This window comes from Pseudomonadota bacterium (assembly GCA_018242545.1).
Taxonomy (GTDB): domain Bacteria; phylum Pseudomonadota; class Alphaproteobacteria; order 16-39-46; family 16-39-46; genus 16-39-46.
The window spans coordinates 15,416-34,651 of record JAFEBT010000008.1; the positions used below are offsets into that span (position 1 = coordinate 15,416).

15 protein-coding genes are annotated in these 19,236 nt (G+C 38.1%); 5 read left to right on the forward strand and 10 right to left on the reverse strand.

The annotated features are described in order from the left end of the window. Positions 1-44 precede the first annotated feature (44 nt). The 6 genes from JSS34_02250 to JSS34_02275 form a co-directional block, all read right to left on the reverse strand. The gene (locus JSS34_02250; GenBank protein ID MBS0185163.1) at positions 45-1,055 is read right to left on the reverse strand and encodes an RluA family pseudouridine synthase; all 1,011 of its coding nucleotides are present in this window, start codon (positions 1,053-1,055) and stop codon (positions 45-47) included. A 220-nt stretch (positions 1,056-1,275) separates the two neighbouring features. Then, positions 1,276-2,502: a hypothetical protein gene (locus JSS34_02255; GenBank protein ID MBS0185164.1), complete on the reverse strand. Its 1,227-nt coding sequence runs from the start codon at positions 2,500-2,502 to the stop codon at positions 1,276-1,278. A gap of 104 nt (positions 2,503-2,606) precedes the next feature. Then, a complete protein-coding gene (locus tag JSS34_02260; GenBank protein MBS0185165.1) occupies positions 2,607-3,065 on the reverse strand; it encodes a hypothetical protein in 459 nt (152 codons plus the stop codon). Positions 3,066-3,537: 472 nt separating this feature from the next. Continuing rightward, positions 3,538-4,701: a hypothetical protein gene (locus tag JSS34_02265; protein MBS0185166.1), complete on the reverse strand. Its 1,164-nt coding sequence runs from the start codon at positions 4,699-4,701 to the stop codon at positions 3,538-3,540. 152 nt (positions 4,702-4,853) lie between these two features. Continuing rightward, positions 4,854-5,351, reverse strand: coding sequence for a hypothetical protein (locus JSS34_02270; GenBank protein MBS0185167.1), 498 nt, complete (start codon positions 5,349-5,351; stop codon positions 4,854-4,856). 190 nt (positions 5,352-5,541) lie between these two features. Further along, positions 5,542-7,767 (reverse strand): bifunctional (p)ppGpp synthetase/guanosine-3',5'-bis(diphosphate) 3'-pyrophosphohydrolase, encoded by a 2,226-nt coding sequence (locus JSS34_02275; GenBank protein ID MBS0185168.1) that lies wholly within the window; start codon positions 7,765-7,767, stop codon positions 5,542-5,544. Positions 7,768-7,974: 207 nt separating this feature from the next. Between JSS34_02275 and JSS34_02280 the strand changes: the two genes are divergently transcribed. After that, a complete protein-coding gene (locus JSS34_02280; protein ID MBS0185169.1) occupies positions 7,975-8,958 on the forward strand; it encodes a mitochondrial fission ELM1 family protein in 984 nt (327 codons plus the stop codon). 57 nt (positions 8,959-9,015) lie between these two features. Here the strand turns inward: JSS34_02280 and JSS34_02285 are convergent, their stop codons facing one another. The 4 genes from JSS34_02285 to JSS34_02300 all read right to left on the reverse strand — a co-directional run bounded on the left by JSS34_02285 (position 9,016) and on the right by JSS34_02300 (position 13,354). After that, positions 9,016-10,191 (reverse strand): ATP-binding protein, encoded by a 1,176-nt coding sequence (locus JSS34_02285; GenBank protein MBS0185170.1) that lies wholly within the window; start codon positions 10,189-10,191, stop codon positions 9,016-9,018. A gap of 299 nt (positions 10,192-10,490) precedes the next feature. Continuing rightward, the gene (locus tag JSS34_02290; protein MBS0185171.1) at positions 10,491-10,883 is read right to left on the reverse strand and encodes a DNA-directed RNA polymerase subunit omega; all 393 of its coding nucleotides are present in this window, start codon (positions 10,881-10,883) and stop codon (positions 10,491-10,493) included. 450 nt (positions 10,884-11,333) lie between these two features. Beyond that, the gene (locus tag JSS34_02295; protein ID MBS0185172.1) at positions 11,334-12,584 is read right to left on the reverse strand and encodes a hypothetical protein; all 1,251 of its coding nucleotides are present in this window, start codon (positions 12,582-12,584) and stop codon (positions 11,334-11,336) included. Positions 12,585-12,595: 11 nt separating this feature from the next. Continuing rightward, positions 12,596-13,354 (reverse strand): 3-deoxy-manno-octulosonate cytidylyltransferase, encoded by a 759-nt coding sequence (locus JSS34_02300; protein MBS0185173.1) that lies wholly within the window; start codon positions 13,352-13,354, stop codon positions 12,596-12,598. A 199-nt stretch (positions 13,355-13,553) separates the two neighbouring features. Here JSS34_02300 and JSS34_02305 point away from each other — a divergent pair, with 199 nt between their 5' ends. From JSS34_02305 to JSS34_02320, 4 genes are read left to right on the forward strand one after another with little or no spacing between them, the layout of a single operon-like run. Then, the gene (locus JSS34_02305; protein MBS0185174.1) at positions 13,554-15,425 is read left to right on the forward strand and encodes an ABC transporter substrate-binding protein; all 1,872 of its coding nucleotides are present in this window, start codon (positions 13,554-13,556) and stop codon (positions 15,423-15,425) included. Further along, positions 15,426-16,547, forward strand: a complete 1,122-nt coding sequence (yejB, locus tag JSS34_02310; GenBank protein ID MBS0185175.1) for a microcin C ABC transporter permease YejB — start codon at positions 15,426-15,428, stop codon at positions 16,545-16,547. 11 nt (positions 16,548-16,558) lie between these two features. Beyond that, on the forward strand, positions 16,559-17,605 hold the full coding sequence (locus tag JSS34_02315; GenBank protein MBS0185176.1) for an ABC transporter permease: 1,047 nt from the start codon (positions 16,559-16,561) through the stop codon (positions 17,603-17,605). A gap of 9 nt (positions 17,606-17,614) precedes the next feature. Next, on the forward strand, positions 17,615-19,222 hold the full coding sequence (locus JSS34_02320) for an ABC transporter ATP-binding protein (GenBank protein MBS0185177.1): 1,608 nt from the start codon (positions 17,615-17,617) through the stop codon (positions 19,220-19,222). The last annotated feature ends 14 nt before the right edge of the window (positions 19,223-19,236 follow it).

Consider the following 19,236-nt stretch of genomic DNA (forward strand, 5'->3'; position numbering starts at 1 on the left):
TTTATTTTTTTTAAGTTACTTTAAAAACCATACACCATTTTTTTCTATTGGAAAAGCCCCTCACTCTTTTTTATAAATTCTTGAGACGTTTCAAACCCAAATTCCTTAAAGAACACTTTCATATGGGGAGGAAGAGGTGCTTTAAAAATTTTTACCTCTCCAGTTGGAAGAGGGAGCTTCATCTCAAAGGCATGGAGGCACATTTTTTGGGAGGCCATATTTTCCTCTTGCAAGGCTTGGGAGGATCCGTATTTTCCATCTCCTAAAATAGGAGTTCCAAGGTGCGCACAATGGACACGTAATTGATGTGTTCTTCCCGTTAAGGGCCTTAATGCAATCCAAGACACCTTGTCTCCCACCTTGTCTAAAATACGATAAAGCGTTTCTGCATTTTTTCCTTTGTCATCCCCAACGACTTTCTCCGTTCCCGAAATTTCTTTCTTTAAAAGGGGTATTTTAATTTTTCCCTCAGACGATGTTGGAACACCTACACATAGAGCCCAATATAATTTTGAAATTTTTTTCTGAGCAAATCCTTGAGCTAAAAAAGAAGCCATTTTGCGTGTTTTTGCAAGCAGAAGCACACCTGTTGTATCTTTATCAAGCCGGTGAACCAAAGAAGGACGATTTTCTTTTGTAAAGCGTCCTGCTGTGACGAGCCGATCTAAAAGATTATCAAGATGCTTATGAACTTTTGTTCCCCCCTGCACCGCAAATCCAAAAGGTTTATTCCAAACAATAAAATCTTCGTTTTCATAAAGAATGTTTTTCTCAAATTCTTTGATTTCTATAAAAGACGCAGGAGGAATCTCTGAAGAAAAAGGCCTTTTTTCCGAAGAGGCATAAAAAGGAGGCGGCACACGCAAAAGATCTCCCTTTTTAACGCGATAAGAAGCTTCTGTTTTTTTGCCATTTACCTTGACTTCTCCGCTTCGGACAGCTTTTTGAATGCGCCCAAAAGAAAGCAAAGGAAACTTACGTTGAAAAACCTTATCTAACCGTTCTCCTTCTTCCTGAAGTGAAATTATAAAAGGTTGTAACTGAGGTGAGGTCATCAAATAGTCTCATTCATTTTGAAAAGGTAATTTAAGGAAACTTCTTTGTTATGACACAAAATTAAAAAAAAAGAATCCCTTTGCGAAAGTCTTTTTTGAATCTTAAGAGAACATTCTCGAACTGCTCATTTTTAAATAAACAAAATAAAGAAAGAGCGTTCCTCTAAGGAACGCTCTTTCAAGCTTCATATGAGCACGATAAAGCAAGCTTTATTTATTCTTATCTTCCTATGCCTAGGCCAGCCTTAAAGGCCCTAAAAACGTGGTTATTTTTGAAGCCAAGTGCTATTGTGTCAGTTTCACTAATAAGCTTTCCATCTCGTATTTCTCTCAAAACTTCAGGGTAGAAGTCGGCTTTATGGTCTAACATATAATTGTTGTTTTCACCGACTTTAACGACCTCTATGTTATATTTATCCGTTAGCACCTTATTTAAGGGAGAGTCAGCACTTAAAGTAAGATCAATTCGAGCAGGAAGTGGTGTGCCCTTGTCTAGTTGTTCTAACAAGAGGCGAGCGCCTTCAATTGTCCCCAAAAGCACAGTATTTCGGCTCTCATCAACAAGAAGAGAACCAAAGAACCGGTTATTTGTCCAATAAGGCCTATCCGTTAAGGCTCCATCATAATCTGGACGTTCAGTTATAGAAAGAGTCATACCTTCTCTAGAAAAGGTGCCGCTTTCCCAGATCGTGCGGAGAGGACCAACAATTTCCATGGCAAATTCTATTTCTCCTTTCCTTACCCTGAATTCTTCAGAAACAACAAGGGTTGGCATTTTTCTCATGTACATGTCAGGCAAATTATTGAAATAAACAGCTGAATTTGCATTATTTCCAAACAAGATTTCTTTCAGCTTTGGATTTTTATGAAGTTCTATAAGCTGCTCTCTTGTAAGCTTTGCTCCATACTGCCCATCTTCTCCTCGACTAAAACCATAGCTTTCTAGTTCTTTTAACAGTGTTAAATTGGGCTTCTCCTGATCACTCAAAGAAAAAGTAAACTCCATAACAAGAGGCCGCTCTGAAGGACCTTCCTTTTCAATGAAATCGAAAATGGTTAGCGCACTAGAAATATCATTTGTTTTAAGAGCCTTTGCTTTTGGATCTGCTGAAATTATAGCTCCGCTTTCATCTTTCAAGACAACTTTATCTCCATCTTTCTTTACCACTTTGAAAGAAGAGTCCGTTTTCACTGCATCGCTTTTTCCTGAAGAATCTTTTAAATCTTTATGAGTTTTCGAAAGATCACCTTCTTTAGCTTTAGAAACATCTGATTTAGCATCGGACTTATCGTCTGTTTTTGATGAAGCAACAGTCCCCTCTTTTTTGTCTTTATTTTCTACCTCATCCTTTTCATTTCCGGCATAAATGCTTTCAAAAGAGCCCCATGAGAATGCTCCTGCTAAAACAAGAGCCATTAAAGAAATATGTGTCTGTGTTTTTTTCATTTTATTTTCCTTTCTTTATTTTTCTTTCTTTATTTTAGACTTATTTGAGAAGAAGAAATCCCTGTTTCCAGGTTCTTTTCCTCAAAACACTTTCAAGACCTTATTTATCCTAAAACACTTATCATGCCTTCGCCTTGGAAGGGTCTTATGCACAAGAGTGCACCAGGTTCTCTTTCCTTGATCTCTTTGAAAGGGATTTCCCTATCGTTAAAAACAAAGCCTTCATATATTTTTTCTTGCCCTTCTCGTTCTTTTTTATGTTGGGCTAAAATTTTCATTACTTCTGGATCTGAGCTTTTCACAAGGAAAAGCATGGGGCTGTCAAATCCAGTTAACTTTTTTTGAAAATTCGCTGCAGTATCAACATGGGTGGCAAATGAATTTTGTCTAATTTTATTCGTCAGAAAAAAAGTCTTCTTCACCCCATAAGGCTCATTCTGCAATTTAAGCCCTTGTTCTGTTGAAAGATTGACCGCCTCTTCGTTTTCATCATTTCTCGCAATACTTTCTGCCTCAGTTAATAAAAGAAAAGACGAAAAAAGTGTTGTTTTTGTAAGTTTCATAATATCTCTCCCACCTTTTTATTTTTTTATTTTCAGTATAACATTTCTAAGCTTTGCAAGCAAATTAAATTTAAAATTTTATTATTTTATATTGTCTTTACGGGGCATCATTCTTTAGAAGAAATTTTCTTGTTTTGAAATTTACCAACCTTTCTTAACAGCATCTTCCTTAAGTAAAGTTTAGAAAAATCTTTCCCAGAATTCTCTCTTGATATTCATACTTACAAGAGAATTCATATCAGGGAGCATATCTTTTCCATAGGAATGATCTCTTCTTTAATGAGAATTGTTTATGCCGACGTTTACATTTTTTTATTTAACTTAAAAATATCAAGTCAGATTCAAAATTGATGTCCATTAAAATCCAATACTTTCAAAAAATCTGCAAAAAAAGAGCATCTTCTTTATAAGAATGCTCTCTTCTTGGCTCACACTTTTTTATTAGAACATGTACTAGGATCTGAGAAAAATGTCAGATCTTATGTGTTATGTGATCCTTCGCATGAGAATATGATCCAAAATCATCCCAACCATAAGAAACTGTTGCGTTATGTACCCATGGTGCCATGTTGGCATCAAGCATCAATTGATCCATTATGGGTCTTATCTCAAAAGTTTGCTTACCTCCTGTTGTTGCGCCCAGAGCATCAACACCATATTTTCTTGAAAATCCATCTGCATACGCATCGTCAACTGTTATAAAGACACGTGGCGCATAACCTTCCCTGGGATTGAAACTTCTCCAATACCCAAGCCCCGTAACTGCACCTAGCATCATAGCATAATGGCTGTCATCGAAAAGCGCAGGATTTCCTTCAACCGTATCAAAACGATAACCAGTAGCTTTTCCGAAGTCTCCATGATCCCCCACATGCATACTATAAAAATCCCAAGCATCTCTCAAGGGTTCAACAACAAGCTGGACAATAATTCTCTCCTTTCTTTCTCCCTCAAATTTTTCGCTCGTAACATACGCCCGCATGACCTCTAAGGTTCCATCAGAAAAACCACTGAATATAACTGGGTTGGCCATCGGAAATTTTGTCACAGGAACAAATTGACCGAGTTTAAAGAGATCAGCGCCAGAGAGATTTCCTGTATAGCCCAGTCCGTCAGATGTTGGGAGAAACCCTTTTTCCAAAATTAAGGTTTTGAGTTTGGGATTAGAATCAACTTCAGAAGCATCAAGTATAACTTCTCCCTTCACTTTACTTATATCCATACCCTTTGTTTTAAGTTTAGCAAGAATTGCTTCCAATGCAGCTATATCAGGAGATATGACCTTTTTACCTTTCTTATCTATATTGATTTGAGTGTTATCAGTTGTCGTTACGATTGTTGAATTCTTGTCATCTTTTAGAACGGTGGGTTTTTTCAGTGCCATTCCCAAGGAAATTGGCTCCCTTGTATCTTTTTTATCGAGAACCTTTGATTCAACGTCAACAGCTTTATCACCTGTTCGGTCTTCTGCATTTTTAGGGGCCGAACCATCCTCACGTTTCTGAGCACTCTCTTTGTCTGAAACGGAATCTTTTGCTTTGTCTTTAACTGCATAAATGCTTTCCACAGAAATCCCTGAAAGAACTCCTGAAAGAACAAGTGCTGCTAAAGAGAGGCTTGTGTGTTTGATTTTCATGTTACGCTCCTATTTTTTATTGTTTGTTAAAGTTACTCTTTATTTTTCTTGCGCAATTATTTTGCAAGGAAAAGAGAAAGCCGTGTCCTCCCACCCCTAGAAAAATCTCTTTTCTTAAAGCCTTTTTCCCGAAAGGATGAAGGCATTTTTATCTACCAGAAATCTCCTGAGCTAACAGTGTTGTCAGAATCTGCAACTGCAGTTAGGTTTAAATATGACGTCACAGGGAAAGCCTTCATGCTTATAAGAGCACCGGAGGCACCTGCCTGAAGCAATTCAAAAGGCGCCTTTTCGCTTTTGAAAAGAGTCTCTCCTGTGAAGTCCATTTCTTCTCCTGCAGCTGTGCGAAGAATTTCATGTGCTTGTGGGTCTGAAGTTTTAAGAGAGATATAAGAAGTTGCCCCTAACCTTAATAATTTCCTTTGTAGATCTTTTGCTGTTCCAACATATGCTGCTGGAGAATTCTTCCTAATTTTCAGCCCAAAATACCCTCTATTCAGGTCAGATACATCCTCAGAAGCATAAGCCTCTTCGGCCGGCTTAGCTAATTCAGCCTCAGGCCTATCAACAACGCTTTCCACAGAGGTTGATAAAAAGCCTCCCATGATAAAAAAAGTAAGAAACGCGACGGACTTGTTTTTAAATTTCATAGTTCTTCTCCCGATGGATTGTTTTTATTATTTTTTTAAAGTTTATGTAACCTCTTTATTTTTTTAATTCTATCTCTTTTTTCGTTCAAAATCTACTCTTTAATTTTTACCGGAGGTTCTTCTTTTTAAATTCTCGACTTAACCTTTGAAATCTTTTCTTCTTTTTTAAGAGTATTTCTCTTAATATTTTTTAACCTCGTTCAATGGAATGAATGGCTTTTGTATTTCTTAAATATGCAATCAATGTTTTAAGATGTTCAACATCTTTTACTTCCACATCAATTAACATTTCATGATACTCTGGAAAGCGATGAATAACTTTCAAGTTTGCAATATTTGCGCCCAAAATCCCAAAAGACGTTGTCACAGCCCCTAAACTCCCAGGAACATTTAAGACATTCGCTCTAATTCGACCAACATAGATAAAATTTTCCGATTTTGCATCCTTATTCCATTCGACATCCAGAAAACGCTTTTGAGGGTGAGGCGATTCTAAAAGCACAAGACATTCTTTTCGGTGGATCGCAATCCCCGTCCCCGTTTTTACAATCCCAAGGATGGGCTCACCTGGGAGAGGATGGCAACATTTTGCATAAGAAACAACCATTCTTGGAATAATTCCCAGGATGGGTGTCTCAGCACGTACTTCTTTTTTAGAGTGTGTCTGGCGCCCTTGTCTCCTCAGAATCGCTTTTTCATAAATTTTTTCTTCTTGTTCAAGTCCATGTTCAGACAAAGACTTTTCGGGAGATTCTTCTGTTAGCGCTGACTTATTTTCATATGCAAAAAGAGAAGCAACATCACGGCTTATCAAGGTTCCTTCTCCAAGCGCTTGAAATAAAGCTTCCTTTGTTGAAATTTTTAATTTCTTAAGAACAGGTTCAAAATCCGCACTCGTCAGCGTCATTCCATATTTACGAAGCGCTTTACTTAAAAGAACCCGCCCCACATCTATGTACTCATGACGGTCATGCTTATGGAAACGTCGGATGTGTGCCCGTGCTTTTCCCGTTACCACGAACCTTTCCCATTCTGGAGAAGGCGCGTGATTTTTTGTCGTTATGATTTCAACTTCATCTCCATGTGAAAGTGTCGCTCTTAAGGAAACAATCCGACCATTCACCTTTGCCCCAACACAATGATCTCCAACCTCAGAATGAATGGCATAAGCAAAATCAACAGGTGTAGCACCCTTTGGAAGCGTAATCAATTCGCGTCCAGGCGTAAAACAAAAGACATTATCTTCGAACATTTCCATCTTTGTATGTTCAAAAAAGTCTTGAGGACTAGAAGCTGTCTCTAAAATGTTTAAAATTTTTTGAACCCAAGGGTATTGAATCCCTTTGGTTGTTTTGAATCGATGCGCATTTTCAAGTTCAGTTTTACCGTCTTTATATTGCCAATGTGCCGCCAGACCCATTTCTGCAATATCATTCATTTCAGAAGTCCGAATTTGTATTTCAATACGTTGATCTTCTGGGCCTATCACTGTCGTATGCAAAGATTGATAATCATTTGCTTTTGGAGAACTAATATAGTCTTTAAATCTTCCCAAAATCATCGGATAGGTACTGTGGATAATTCCCAAAGCTTGATAGCAGTCTTCGAGTGTATTGACCACCACCCGAAAAGCCATAATATCTGAAAGTTGCTCAAATTCTATGTTTTTTTTCTGAAGTTTCCGCCAAATCGAATAGGGTGTTTTTTCGCGCCCGAAAATAGAAACATGAAGCCCTCCAATTGAGAGCACCTCTTTTAATTGCTCCATAATCTTACTTACAGCATCTTCCTCTTTGTGTCGCATCACATTGAGTCGCTCCACAATGCGCGCATGGGCTTCTGGATTTAAGTAGGAAAAAGCCAAGTCTTCAAGTTCGTTGCGCATCTCATGCATCCCAATACGTTCTGCCAGAGGCGCATAAATTTCCATGGTTTCCCGTGAGACACGCTGACGTTTTTCACGGGATGTGGCAAAAAGAGTTCTCATATTATGAAGACGATCTGCAAGTTTAACAAGTAAAACACGCAAATCTTTGGACATGGCGAGGACAAGCTTGCGGAAATTTTCAGCTTGTTCTGACTTATCTGACTGTAATTCTATTTTTGAAAGCTTTGTTACGCCATCAACGAGAAAAGCAATCTCATCTCCAAACAAGCTTTGAATATCTTTAAAAGTAGCAGGTGTATCTTCAATCGTATCATGCAAAAGTGCCGTTGCGATGGTAGCACTGTCAAGTTTCCACCGTGTTAAAATTCCTGCAACTTCAAGAGGATGCGTAAAATAAGGATCCCCCGATTCACGGGTTTGAGATCCATGGGCCTTCATTGCAAAAACATACGCACGATTCAAAAGATCTTCGTCTGCAGACGGATCATAAGCTTTTACACGTTCTACAAGCTCAAATTGACGCATCATGATTTAAAGTATCCAAGCTTGGTTCATTCCCGTCCTTTTTTAAAGGCCCTCTCCCTCTATTAAAAACAACCTAAAAAAATAAAGCGAGAGTCTTCTCAATAAAAGACCTTGGATCTTTCTAAAATCATCAATCCTGTTGCACATTTAGCCCGATTTCGTCATACTTCTTTTTTCTTAAAACTTTTTTCGACACATAAGAGATATATTATGTCTGACAATCAAAAAACATGCTGGCAAAAAACATGCTGGGTTATAACAGACGGGAGTGCCGGCATGGAAAATCAAGCCCTTGGTTTAGCTGAAGCTTTAGAATGTTCTATTACAGTTAAAAGAATTCGCCTGAAACAATTTTGGACACTCTTTGCTCCTTTCTTTAGGGGCTTGAAACGTTTCTGTTTTCATAAAGAGTCAGAATCTCTTTCTCCACCTTGGCCAGACCTTGTCCTTGCCTGTGGTCGACGTTCTGTTCTTCCAGCCCTTTTTATTAAAGAAGAAAGTAAAGGACGCAGTCAAATCGTTTATCTTCAAAATCCTAAAATCTCACCTAAACATTTTGATGTTCTCATTTGTCCACATCATGATAAAGTTCGCGGGAAAAATGTTATTAAAATGCTTGGAGCACCGCACCGCGTTACAGACTTTGAGCTCAAACAAGGATATCAGGATTTTGCCTCTCTTTTTTCCAAATATAAGGGGCCTCGTATTGGTGTTATTTTGGGAGGTCCCAATAAAGTTTTTAACTTTTCTATAAAAACGGTCCATACCATCATCGAGGATCTTTTAAAGCTTCAAAGAGACTCTGGAGGAAGCCTCTTGATCTCTCCGTCTCGAAGGACGCCTCAAAATGTGGTCTCTCTTTTTCAAGAAACATTTTCCCATAATCCCAATGTCTATATTTGGGATCGAACAGGAAAAAATCCCTATTTTGGACTTCTTGCATGGTCAGATGCTCTTCTCATAACAATTGATAGTGTTTCCATGACAAGCGAAGCGTGTGCCACGACAAAACCGATCTTCATTATTCGTTTACCAGGAGGAAGTAAGAAGTTCTCAAGTTTTCACGAGGCTCTTATCCAAATGAAAAGAACCCAGTGGTTTAACGGAACATTTTTTACAACACCCGTTCCTTCTTTTAATGAAACAAAACAGGTTGCTCAACACCTTAAAAAACTTTTAAAATGGGAATCTTAAAGATTTTTATGAGACATGGATGAAAAAAATATTTTTATTTCCCTAAAATTGATAATTCTAAAGAATTTCATTCATCCATAGCTTTTCAAGAAAATGTTTGATGGGGTATACACGAATTGGGACGTTATCTATCGTTATAAGTCGAGGTCTTGGCTCTAAACATACAATATAAAGATCTGTTTTAAATCCAAGTTTATGGAATTCTAACAATCCAATTAGATCTTTTTTTTGAACAGCTGTCGTCATTTTTGATTCAATTGCGACACGACCTCTATCTAAAATAAAATCTACCTCTAGTCCAGATTTTGTTCGCCATGTTTGTAGATCATACTCTTTTTCTTTTCGATATCTGTAAGCATTTAACTCATAAAAAAGATAATGCTCAAATGCTCTTCCAGCATCTGAACCTCGTAAATTATTAATTGAACGGCCACACAAAAAATTTGCAATTCCTACATCAAAAAAATAAAATCGAGGATGTGCTGTCATCAAATGACGCCCTGGTTTATCTGAAAATACATCTACAAATGTTCCCAAAAACATTTCCTCTAAGATTTCAAAGTACCCTTTAATGGTCTTTGCATCAACACCGCAATCGCGCGCTATATTAGCATAATTTATAAGCTCACCATGTGTTGAAGCCATCAACTCTAAAAATCGTATAAATGCTTTTAAATTACGAACAGAACCTTCAAATTGAATTTCTTGTATTAAATAACCTTGCACATATGATTTTATAGAGTTAATGGCTGTTGTAGGAGACAAAAAATGTGCAGGTAAAAGCCCCGTTTTAAAAATATGGATCAAATCAAAAAAAGGAAGTTCTGGGAAAATAAGAGGCATAAAAGTATGTCGCCAAGCTCGACCTCCTAAAAGATTTACACCTTCTTTTCTGAGTCGTCGACTACTTGACCCGCAAAGAATGAATGAAAGGGGTTTAAGATTTTCGATCATCCAATGAATTTCATCGAGCAAAAGAGGTACTTTTTGAATTTCATCAATAATAACTGGAGACATACGCTGAGATTCAGGCAACAACATTAATTCTTGGCGTAAAAACTGAGGGGTCTCGAGAAATTGATAATACACTTCTGAGAGAAGCACATCAAAATAAAGTGAATTTGGATAAGTTTGTTTTAAATATGTTGACTTACCTGTTTTTCGCGCGCCCCATAAAAATGATGACTGTCCAATAGGCAAATAGAGGTCTAAACAACGTTTTAAGTTTTTCATTTATACCATATATCTTTCATTAAAAATTATTTCTTGATTATTAATATAAGGAAAATAACAAAAAAATAAAAGAAAAAAGGAACTCTATTCCTGTTTTTATCAGATTTTCAGGAACTCTATTCCCGTTTTTATTAGATTTTCAGGAACTTTATTCCCTTTTTTACCATATTTTCGGGAATAGTGTTCCCGTTTTTAAACAAATTAACAATTGTTTCTTCATAAGGTAACATATGAAAATGGTCCTGGCTGCCTTTAATATCAAAGGCCGTTAACTTTTTTTAGGAAGAAAATAAGATTTTTTAATCAGCGACCGTAAAAGCAGGCTCATCAGAAAGATCGGCTTCATCTTCAAAATGAAGGTGATCTTCTTGCATTTCTTCCTGCATGCTTTGGTTTTCCGTGTTTTGAACCCAATTTTGTTCTTCTGCCATCACACGTAGAATTTCTTCTTCAGCTTCTTCAGGTTCAGCTACTTTTTGAAGGCCCTTAATGATGCCTTGACAAAGTGTTTCTAAAGACACCTTTTCGCCCGCAATTTCACGCAAAGCAATCACAGGGTTTTTATCATTATCACGGGAAACTTTAATGGCACTCCCGCCTGCGATTTCACGTGCGCGTTGTGCTGCGAGCAGGACAAGATCAAATCGATTGGGAACAATTTTAGTACAATCTTCAACGGTAACGCGTGCCATTATCTATCCTCATCTTGTGAAACGATTTTATCCAAAAAGTTATAGGGAAATCCTTTCAAAAAAGCAACCCTTAAAAATTGAGTAAAAAGTTCAGTATAAATGAAATAAGACTTAAGAAGCCTCTTAATAAACATCCAGGAGTTCCCACTAGGCGGGCTCTTTATCCGTGTCATTACTCTTTTTTTTAACAACCTTCACGTTATCTGTATCTTGTGGTTCACACGAAGCCCCATTTGAAAAACAATAACCCACTCCGATAACCATACAAACAATTGCTATCCTCTTAATAGATTTCATGAGAAAGCCCCCTTATTTATTCTTTTTCTTTACATTTTAACAAAGGAGCTTTTGTAATTCAAATTTTTTCTTTGGATGTTTGCTTAGCTTTCTTGAAATTAAAAAGCAAGAAGAGATCTTCACAGGCATTATCTTTAAAAAATTACTTTCTTATTAAGATTTCTTTTTCTGTTCTTGGATGAATTCCCATATTGCATCGGCAACAACTTTTGACGAAAGAATAGAATCTTTTGAAAAGCCCTCCTCAAGCCCTGAGAAATCATAAGACGCATCGGATGCCTCCAACAGAGAAACGCGTCCCGCTTTGAACTCATCTGCAACATGCGCGTTATGAACTTCATGCATTGCGCCGTGGGTAAAAAGAATAACAGATCCAAACTTAGTATTATCGATGACTTGAGAAATCATTGACGTCGATTCTCCAGGCACAAGAACAACTCCTTTCCTTTCATTGACTTTGTGAAGAAGTGCTTTGAAGAAGCTTGGCTCCCCTTTTTCAAAATTATAAAGTTTAACCCGGTCACGATTGGAAAGAGCTTTCATAAAAGCTGCGGTTACAGGATCAAGTGGCCCTCCTTTTTGATGAAAACCCGCATCTTCTCCTGTCCTTGGATCAAATCTTCCCGTCCGAGGTGCATTTGTAACAAAGACAAAAAGATCCGGATGCTCCTTCATTTGACCGTTAACATACTGCGCTAACTTTTCTGCTTCTTGAGGGGTATAATAGGTCCATGTCCCCCCCTCTTTTTTTTCAACATCACCGCCTAAAATGACCAACATGCATTTTTTTGCATCAGGAATCTCAGCTTTATAGTTTGTATAATCTTTTAAAAGATCTTCCGCATGCATATTATGAACGACACCTGTTATTTGTAAAAGGTGTGTGTTTGAGCCAACAAGTGCATCTTTTAGGGCTTGAGCTCTTGGATCAGAAATCTCAAAGACATGGTGGGGAAGAACGATAAAAGTTGCAACATTTACAAGGCTTTTAAGTTGAACCGCAGACATATCCTCTTCATTTCCAATAATTTGATGAGAAACATAAACAAAAATTCCTTCCGTGTGAAAACTCTCTTTCAACATCCGAAAGGCACGAATTCCATAAGTTCCAGATGATATGAAAATAGCCTCCGGGTTATTTTTTGGAAGATCACTAAGCCTTGAAAAGTTAAACTCAGATGGACTTTTACCCTTAAGATCAAGATCATCTGTCACATCAGGACCGGCCTTACCTTCATCTTTAAATTTCTGAATAATTGCGGAGCTGACGCCTCTTATTTGGTCCACCTCCCCTCCTAAACTTGAATCTATAAGTTTATAAATGACAGGAACAGCATTCAAAGAAGACGCATAAAGGCCTAAAAAGGTCATTATCCCAAGTACAAACCTCATAATTCTATTCATATTTAACTCCTTTATCCTTTAAACGATTTTGTTTTTAAATAGGCTTCCACGTATTCTAAATCTTCTGGGGTATCGACACTTAAAGGTGAAGTGTCAACCTTGATGGCTTCAATCCACATTCCATTTTCAAGCGCCCGCAATTGCTCTAATTTTTCTTCATTCTCTAAAAACCCAACAGGATAAGAAATGAATTTTTCGAGAGCATGCCGACGGTATGCATAAATTCCAATATGATGATAATAGATTTGAGCCTTAAAAGGAATAGGACATCGACTAAAGTAAAGGGCGCGTCCATGATTCCCATTATTTTCCCAAGCTACCGCCGCTTTGACACGATTTGGATCTTCGGGATTTTCATTTTCTTTAAAAGGCGTCACAGCCGTTGCAATATCGACATGGGGATTTTTAAAAGTATCTAAAAGGAGAGGAATCATTGCCATATCAAGAACAGGAAGATCCCCTTGAACATTTACGATAATTTCTTTTTGTCCAAAAGGGTCCACGCGTTGAAGTGCTTCAAAAATGCGGTCTGACCCTGAAGGATGGTTTGGGTCCGTTAGAACACATGAAAATCCAGCCTTTTCAACCACTTCTTGAAGCTCAGTTTCTGCAGCGGCAACGATAATATCCCCAATGCCTGATTTTTTGACAGCTTCAAGAACATGCAAAATCATCGGTTTTCCAGAAAGCATAGCCAAAGGTTTACGCGGGAAACGTTGAGCCTGAAGACGCGCAGGAATTAAAATAATTGCATTTGACGAAAGAGACATTAAAAATCCCATTAGTAAAAATCCCTGAGAGTATGGTATAAAGCATGAAATGCTTTTTGTCCACATGTTAGAACCAAAAGCTTAAACAGGGAAAATGGAGACTTCAATATCTTTCAGAATTATTTTTCCAAATTCCGCCCATAAACCTATAAAGTGACTTTCCATCTATCAAAAGTCCATTTATACTTAAGGATAGACAATGATTTCTTTTCTTTCTTCTATTTTTTATAAAAAAAAGAATTTTCTTTTTTTTCTCTTTTGCCTTTTGGGATGTCTCTTTTTAAAAGACGCCAGGAAAGAAGGATTTTGTGCACCCCTTTCTCAAGGTTTCAGCATTCACAAAAGTCCAAAATATCCTTCAAATTTTACGCATTTTGACTATACCTCTCCAAATGCACAAAAAGGAGGAACATTACGACTCGCTGTCCCTGGTACATTTGATAGCCTCAATCCCTTTATTATTACAGGTGTTGTCGGAGCAGGAAACAACTTTGTTTTTGCAACCCTTATGAAACAGTCTCAAGATGAGCTTTCAACGGTTTATCCCTATGTTGCAGAATCTTATGATCTTTCACCTGATGGTCGTTCCATTACCTTTATATTAAGTAAAGACGCTTGCTTTCATGATCTTACACCCATTACACCAGAAGATATTATTTTTTCGTTTAACATTCTCAAGGAAAAAGGAAATCCCATATTTAGGAACCTTTTTGAAGACATTTTAAAAGCTGAAAAGGTTGGACAACAGGGCGTTAAATTTACATTTTCAAACAAACAAAATCGTGAACTCCCTTTGGTTCTCGGGACTAATCTTCCAATTTTGTCAAAAGCCTTTTATACGCTTCATGACTTTTCAAAACCCAGCCTTCTTCCGCCCTTAGGTGCGGGGCCTTATCAATATGGGAGTATCGAGCCAGGGCGTTCCATTATATTAAATCGTGTTCCAAATTGGTGGGGAGAAAATCTTCCTGTCAATAAGTACATGTATAACTTTAATTCCATTAAGTTTGATTATTTTAGAGATCCTAATGTTGCTTTTGAAGCTTTTAAATTGGGAGAAATTGATTTTCGTCAAGAAAATACCGCAAAGTTGTGGGCAACAGCTTATACATTCCCTGCTTTTCAGAAAGGTCTTGTGATCAAACGTGAGATTTCGCATGAAATTCCCCTTGGAATTACAGGATTCATTTTAAACACGCGTAAAAAAGAGCTTCAAGATCCCCGTGTTAGAGAAGCGATTGGATATGCACTTGATTTTGAATGGATTAATAAAAATCTTTTCCACAGCTCTTATACCCGTCATAAAAGTTATTTTTCAAACTCCCCCTTTGCATCTTCAGGCCTCCCGTCTAAAGAAGAACTTAAAATCTTAGAACCTTTTAAAGACAAACTGCCTCCGCGCCTTTTTAAAGAACCTTTTACCCTTCCAACAACAGATGGATCCGGAAATGTTCGAGAGAATCTTAAAAAAGCGCATCTCCTTTTCAAGCAAGCAGGCTATGAAATAAAGAGCGGAAAACTGATTCATCTTGCAACTGGAAAGCCCTTAAAACTCGAAATCATTTCTGATGTTCCGGCCATGGAAAAAATATCCTTAAATTTTATTAAGAATTTACGTGCCATGGGCATTGAAGCAAAATTTCGTCTCCTCGATTCAAGTCAATATACGGAACGCACGAATACTTTTGATTTTGACATTCTTACAGGAATCATTCCGCAGTCCAATAACCCCGGGAATGAGCAACTTAACTACTGGGGATCGAAAGCCTCTCAAGAGCCCGGCTCTTCAAATTATTTCGGTATTTCTGATCCTATTGTTGATCATCTTATTGACTTGGTTATCTCTGCTGAAAATTATGAAGAATTAATTGAACGCGTTCATGCTTTGGATCGTGTTTTGCTCTGGGGATTTTACCTCATTCCCCATTGGTCTTTGAAGGAATTTAGGTATGCGTATTGGAATAAATTTAAATATCCTTCCGTCTCTCCCCTTTATGATATTGGAATTGAATCCTGGTGGATTGATCCAATTCTCGAAGAAAAACTTAAACAAGCTCTGAAAGATTCCTAAATGCTCTTTTATCTTCTCAGGCGCCTTCTCTTCATTGTCCCAACGCTCCTTGGCATTATGATTTTAAATTATATCATTGTCCAAGCAGCTCCTGGAGGCCCCATTGAGCAAATGATTTCTAAAATCCGTGGCGATAGTGTTTCAGCAACAGCAAGACTTGAAGGAGAAGGGTTTAATGACCCTTTTTCAGGCACGGCTGATGATTTTAGTCAAACGTCAAGTGAGAGTGCTCTTTATACAAAATATAAAGGAGCAAGAGGCCTCGATCCTGCTTTTATTCGTGAGCTCGAACATCTTTACGGGTTTGACAAGCCAGCCTACGAACGTCTTTTTTTAATGCTCAAAAACTATGCTACTTTTGAGTTCGGAAAAAGCTATTTTCGAGGACGTCCAGTTGCAGAGCTTATCACAGAAAAACTATCTGTTTCTCTTTCTCTTGGGCTTTGGACAACCCTCATTGTTTACTTAATTTCCATTCCTCTTGGGATTGCAAAAGCTGTGAGAGATGGCACAAAGTTTGATATGATAACAAGTGTTATGATTATCATTGGGTATTCGGTTCCGAGTTTTATGTTTGCTCTTTTCTTAATTATTTTTTTTGCAGGAGGTAGTTTTTTTGATCTTTTTCCCCTGCGTGGCCTTGTTTCAGACAATTGGCAAAGCTTAGATTGGTTTCATAAGGCGCTTGATTATCTGTGGCATATAACCCTTCCTGTGACGGCGATGGTCATTGGTGGCTTTGCAAGCCTTACCCTTTTGACCAAAAATTCTTTCTTAGAAGAAATTCAAAAACAATACGTTCTCACTGCACGCGCAAAAGGTGTTTCAGAACCTCGCATCCTTTATCATCATATATTCCGAAACGCGATGCTCGTTGTTGTCGCAGGTCTTCCCGCTGCGGTTATTCATATTTTTTTTACAAGTTCACTTCTTATTGAAGTTATTTTCTCTTTGGATGGGCTTGGTCTTTTAGGATTTGAAGCTGCAATCTCGCGAGATTATCCGATTATGTTTGGAACACTTTATATTTACACATTGATTGGGTTATTTATGAACCTTTTAGGAGACTTAACCTATACTTTTGTTGACCCACGCATTGATTTTGCAGGGCGGGAAGGATAGCTTTTAAGATGATGCCCCTTAAACACCTTTTTTGTGTAAGATTCTCTCCTCTTACAAAATTAAGAATCAAGCGCTTTAAGCAAAACCGACGTGGATTTTACAGTCTTTGGATTTTTCTCATTCTTTTCGGTATTTGTTGTTTTGCAGATTTTATTGCAAATGATCAGCCTTTAATTGTTTCTTATAAAAACCAGCTCTATTTTCCCATCTTAAAAAATTATCCAGAAACAACCTTTGGAGGAGAATTTGATACCACAACGAATTATAAAGATCCTTTTGTAAAAAATCTTATTGAGGCTGATGGATTCATGATTTGGCCTCTTATCCCGTATGGATATGACACGATTAATTATGATCTTCCAACACCAGCGCCCTCCCCTCCAACTTTTGAAAACATTCTTGGGACCGACGATCAAGGGCGAGATCTCTCTGCACGTCTAATTTATGGATTTCGAATTTCTCTCTTTTTTGGCCTTTGCCTTACAATCGCAAGTGCAATCTTGGGAATTATGATGGGAGGTGTGCAAGGGTATTTTGGGGGACGCGTTGATATTATCACCCAACGATTTGTAGAAATTTGGTCTGGACTTCCAATTCTTTATCTTCTCATTATTCTCTCAAGTCTTGTCGATCCAAATTTTTGGTGGCTGCTCGGCTTAATGATGTTTTTCAAATGGACCACACTTGTCGGTGTTGTTCGTGCAGAATTTCTTCGTGGACGAAATTTTGATTATGTCCGCGCAGCACGTGCTCTCGGGGTTCCTTCTTTTTTAATTATGTTCAGGCACATCCTTCCAAATGCTATGGTGGCTTCTTTAACCTATCTTCCCTTTATTCTAAACGCGTCCATAGCAACGCTAACGTCTCTTGACTTCTTAGGATTTGGACTTCCTCCTGGATCTCCTTCCTTGGGAGAGCTTCTCTCTCAAGGAAAAAACAACCTTCATGCTCCTTGGCTCGGGTTAACCGGATTTTTAAGTGTTTCAATTTTGCTTGGTCTCGTCACTTTTATTGGAGAAGGTGTTCGCGATGCTTTTGATCCACGCAAGGTTTTTTAAGAGGCTCTCATGAAAAAATCTTCTCCTCTCCTCTCTTTGCAAAACTTAAGCACTTCCTTCAAAACAGAAACAAACCCAATTGCTGCGGTTAAAAATGTTTCCTTTGACATTTATCCTCAAGAAACAGTTGCTCTTGTCGGCGAAAGTGGTTCAGGAAAATCCGTAACAGCCTACTCAATTCTCCAACTTCTTCCCTATCCAAAAGCTTTTCATCCTCAAGGTTCCATTCTTTGGAAAGACCAAGAGCTCATTGGAGCGCCTCTTCCTCTTCTTCAAACCATTCGCGGAAATCAAATTGGCATGATCTTCCAAGAACCAATGACGTCTCTTAATCCCCTTCATACAATTGAACAACAAATTAATGAATCTCTTTTTCTCCATGGCTCCTATACAAGAAAAACAGCTCAAGCACGTGTTTTAGAGCTTCTTCACCTTGTTCGTTTGAGACAAGCTGAGAAACGCCTCAATGCATACCCTTTTGAACTTTCAGGAGGCGAGCGTCAACGGGTAATGATTGCAATGGCCCTTGCCCACAATCCTCAATTGCTGATTGCAGACGAACCCACAACAGCTCTTGATGTCACCATTCAAGCAGAAATTCTGGAACTCTTAAAAGATCTTCAACACGATTTGAAGATGAGCATCCTTCTTATCACACATGATTTAGACGTTGTTAGAAAAATGGCTCAGAGAACCTGTGTCATGCATCAAGGTGAAATCATTGAATCAGGATTAACGTCTCAAATTCTTAAACATCCCAAAAAAACTTACACCCAAATGCTTATTGCTGCGGAGCCTAAAGGAAAAGCCGTTCCCCTATCTAAAGATGCTTACACACTTGCACCTCTTGTAAAAGTCCAAAATCTTTCTGTTTCTTTTCCTTTGAAAAAAGGATTCTTTGGCCGCGTCATTGAATCTCATACAGCTGTTAATAAAGTAAGCTTTTTCGTAAACCCCGGCGAAACATTAGGGATTGTTGGTGAAAGCGGTTCTGGAAAATCATCTCTTGGATTTGCGCTTCTGAGACTTCTGAAGAGCGAAGGAAAAATATGGTTTGATTCTGAAGAAATTCAAGATAAAGGGCGTCAACAGCTTCAAGCTTTACGCCCCCGTTTGCAAATTGTCTTTCAAGATCCTTATAGCTCTTTAAGCCCAAGGCTCAGTGTCTCACAAATTATTGGAGAAGGATTGTGGGTGCATCACCTTGTAAAAACAGAGCAAGAAGCTGATGAAAAAATCTTAAAAGCTCTCTTAGAAGTTGGCCTCGATGAAACATTTCTTTGGCGCTATCCCCATGAACTCTCTGGTGGACAACGCCAACGTATTTCCCTTGCACGCGCCTTAATTTTAAAACCCAAACTCATTATTTTAGACGAACCCACCTCAGCGCTTGACCGTTCCATTCAAGCTCAACTTTTAGATCTTCTGAAGAAACTTCAATCCGCACATAAAATTTCTTATATTTTTATCAGTCATGATCTTAAAGTCATTCAATCTTTAAGCCATCGTGTCCTTGTCTTGAAGGAAGGGAAGATTGTTGAAGAGGGAACAACCACTCAAATCTTTCACCATCCTCAAACACCCTATACGCAAGCTCTCTTGAAAGCCGCGTTTTAAGCTTAGAATTCAAA

Excerpts from the sequence above, each read along its gene's own strand:
- JSS34_02250 (MBS0185163.1), bottom strand. The coding sequence starts at position 1,055 with ATGACCTCACCTCAGTTACAACCTTTTATAATTTCACTTCAGGAAGAA.
- JSS34_02255 (MBS0185164.1), bottom strand. The coding sequence starts at position 2,502 with ATGAAAAAAACACAGACACATATTTCTTTAATGGCTCTTGTTTTAGCA.
- JSS34_02260 (MBS0185165.1), bottom strand. The coding sequence starts at position 3,065 with ATGAAACTTACAAAAACAACACTTTTTTCGTCTTTTCTTTTATTAACT.
- JSS34_02265 (MBS0185166.1), bottom strand. The coding sequence starts at position 4,701 with ATGAAAATCAAACACACAAGCCTCTCTTTAGCAGCACTTGTTCTTTCA.
- JSS34_02270 (MBS0185167.1), bottom strand. The coding sequence starts at position 5,351 with ATGAAATTTAAAAACAAGTCCGTCGCGTTTCTTACTTTTTTTATCATG.
- JSS34_02275 (MBS0185168.1), bottom strand. The coding sequence starts at position 7,767 with ATGATGCGTCAATTTGAGCTTGTAGAACGTGTAAAAGCTTATGATCCG.
- JSS34_02280 (MBS0185169.1), top strand. The coding sequence starts at position 7,975 with ATGTCTGACAATCAAAAAACATGCTGGCAAAAAACATGCTGGGTTATA.
- JSS34_02285 (MBS0185170.1), bottom strand. The coding sequence starts at position 10,191 with ATGAAAAACTTAAAACGTTGTTTAGACCTCTATTTGCCTATTGGACAG.
- JSS34_02290 (MBS0185171.1), bottom strand. The coding sequence starts at position 10,883 with ATGGCACGCGTTACCGTTGAAGATTGTACTAAAATTGTTCCCAATCGA.
- JSS34_02295 (MBS0185172.1), bottom strand. The coding sequence starts at position 12,584 with ATGAATAGAATTATGAGGTTTGTACTTGGGATAATGACCTTTTTAGGC.
- JSS34_02300 (MBS0185173.1), bottom strand. The coding sequence starts at position 13,354 with ATGTCTCTTTCGTCAAATGCAATTATTTTAATTCCTGCGCGTCTTCAG.
- JSS34_02305 (MBS0185174.1), top strand. The coding sequence starts at position 13,554 with ATGATTTCTTTTCTTTCTTCTATTTTTTATAAAAAAAAGAATTTTCTT.
- yejB (MBS0185175.1), top strand. The coding sequence starts at position 15,426 with ATGCTCTTTTATCTTCTCAGGCGCCTTCTCTTCATTGTCCCAACGCTC.
- JSS34_02315 (MBS0185176.1), top strand. The coding sequence starts at position 16,559 with ATGCCCCTTAAACACCTTTTTTGTGTAAGATTCTCTCCTCTTACAAAA.
- JSS34_02320 (MBS0185177.1), top strand. The coding sequence starts at position 17,615 with ATGAAAAAATCTTCTCCTCTCCTCTCTTTGCAAAACTTAAGCACTTCC.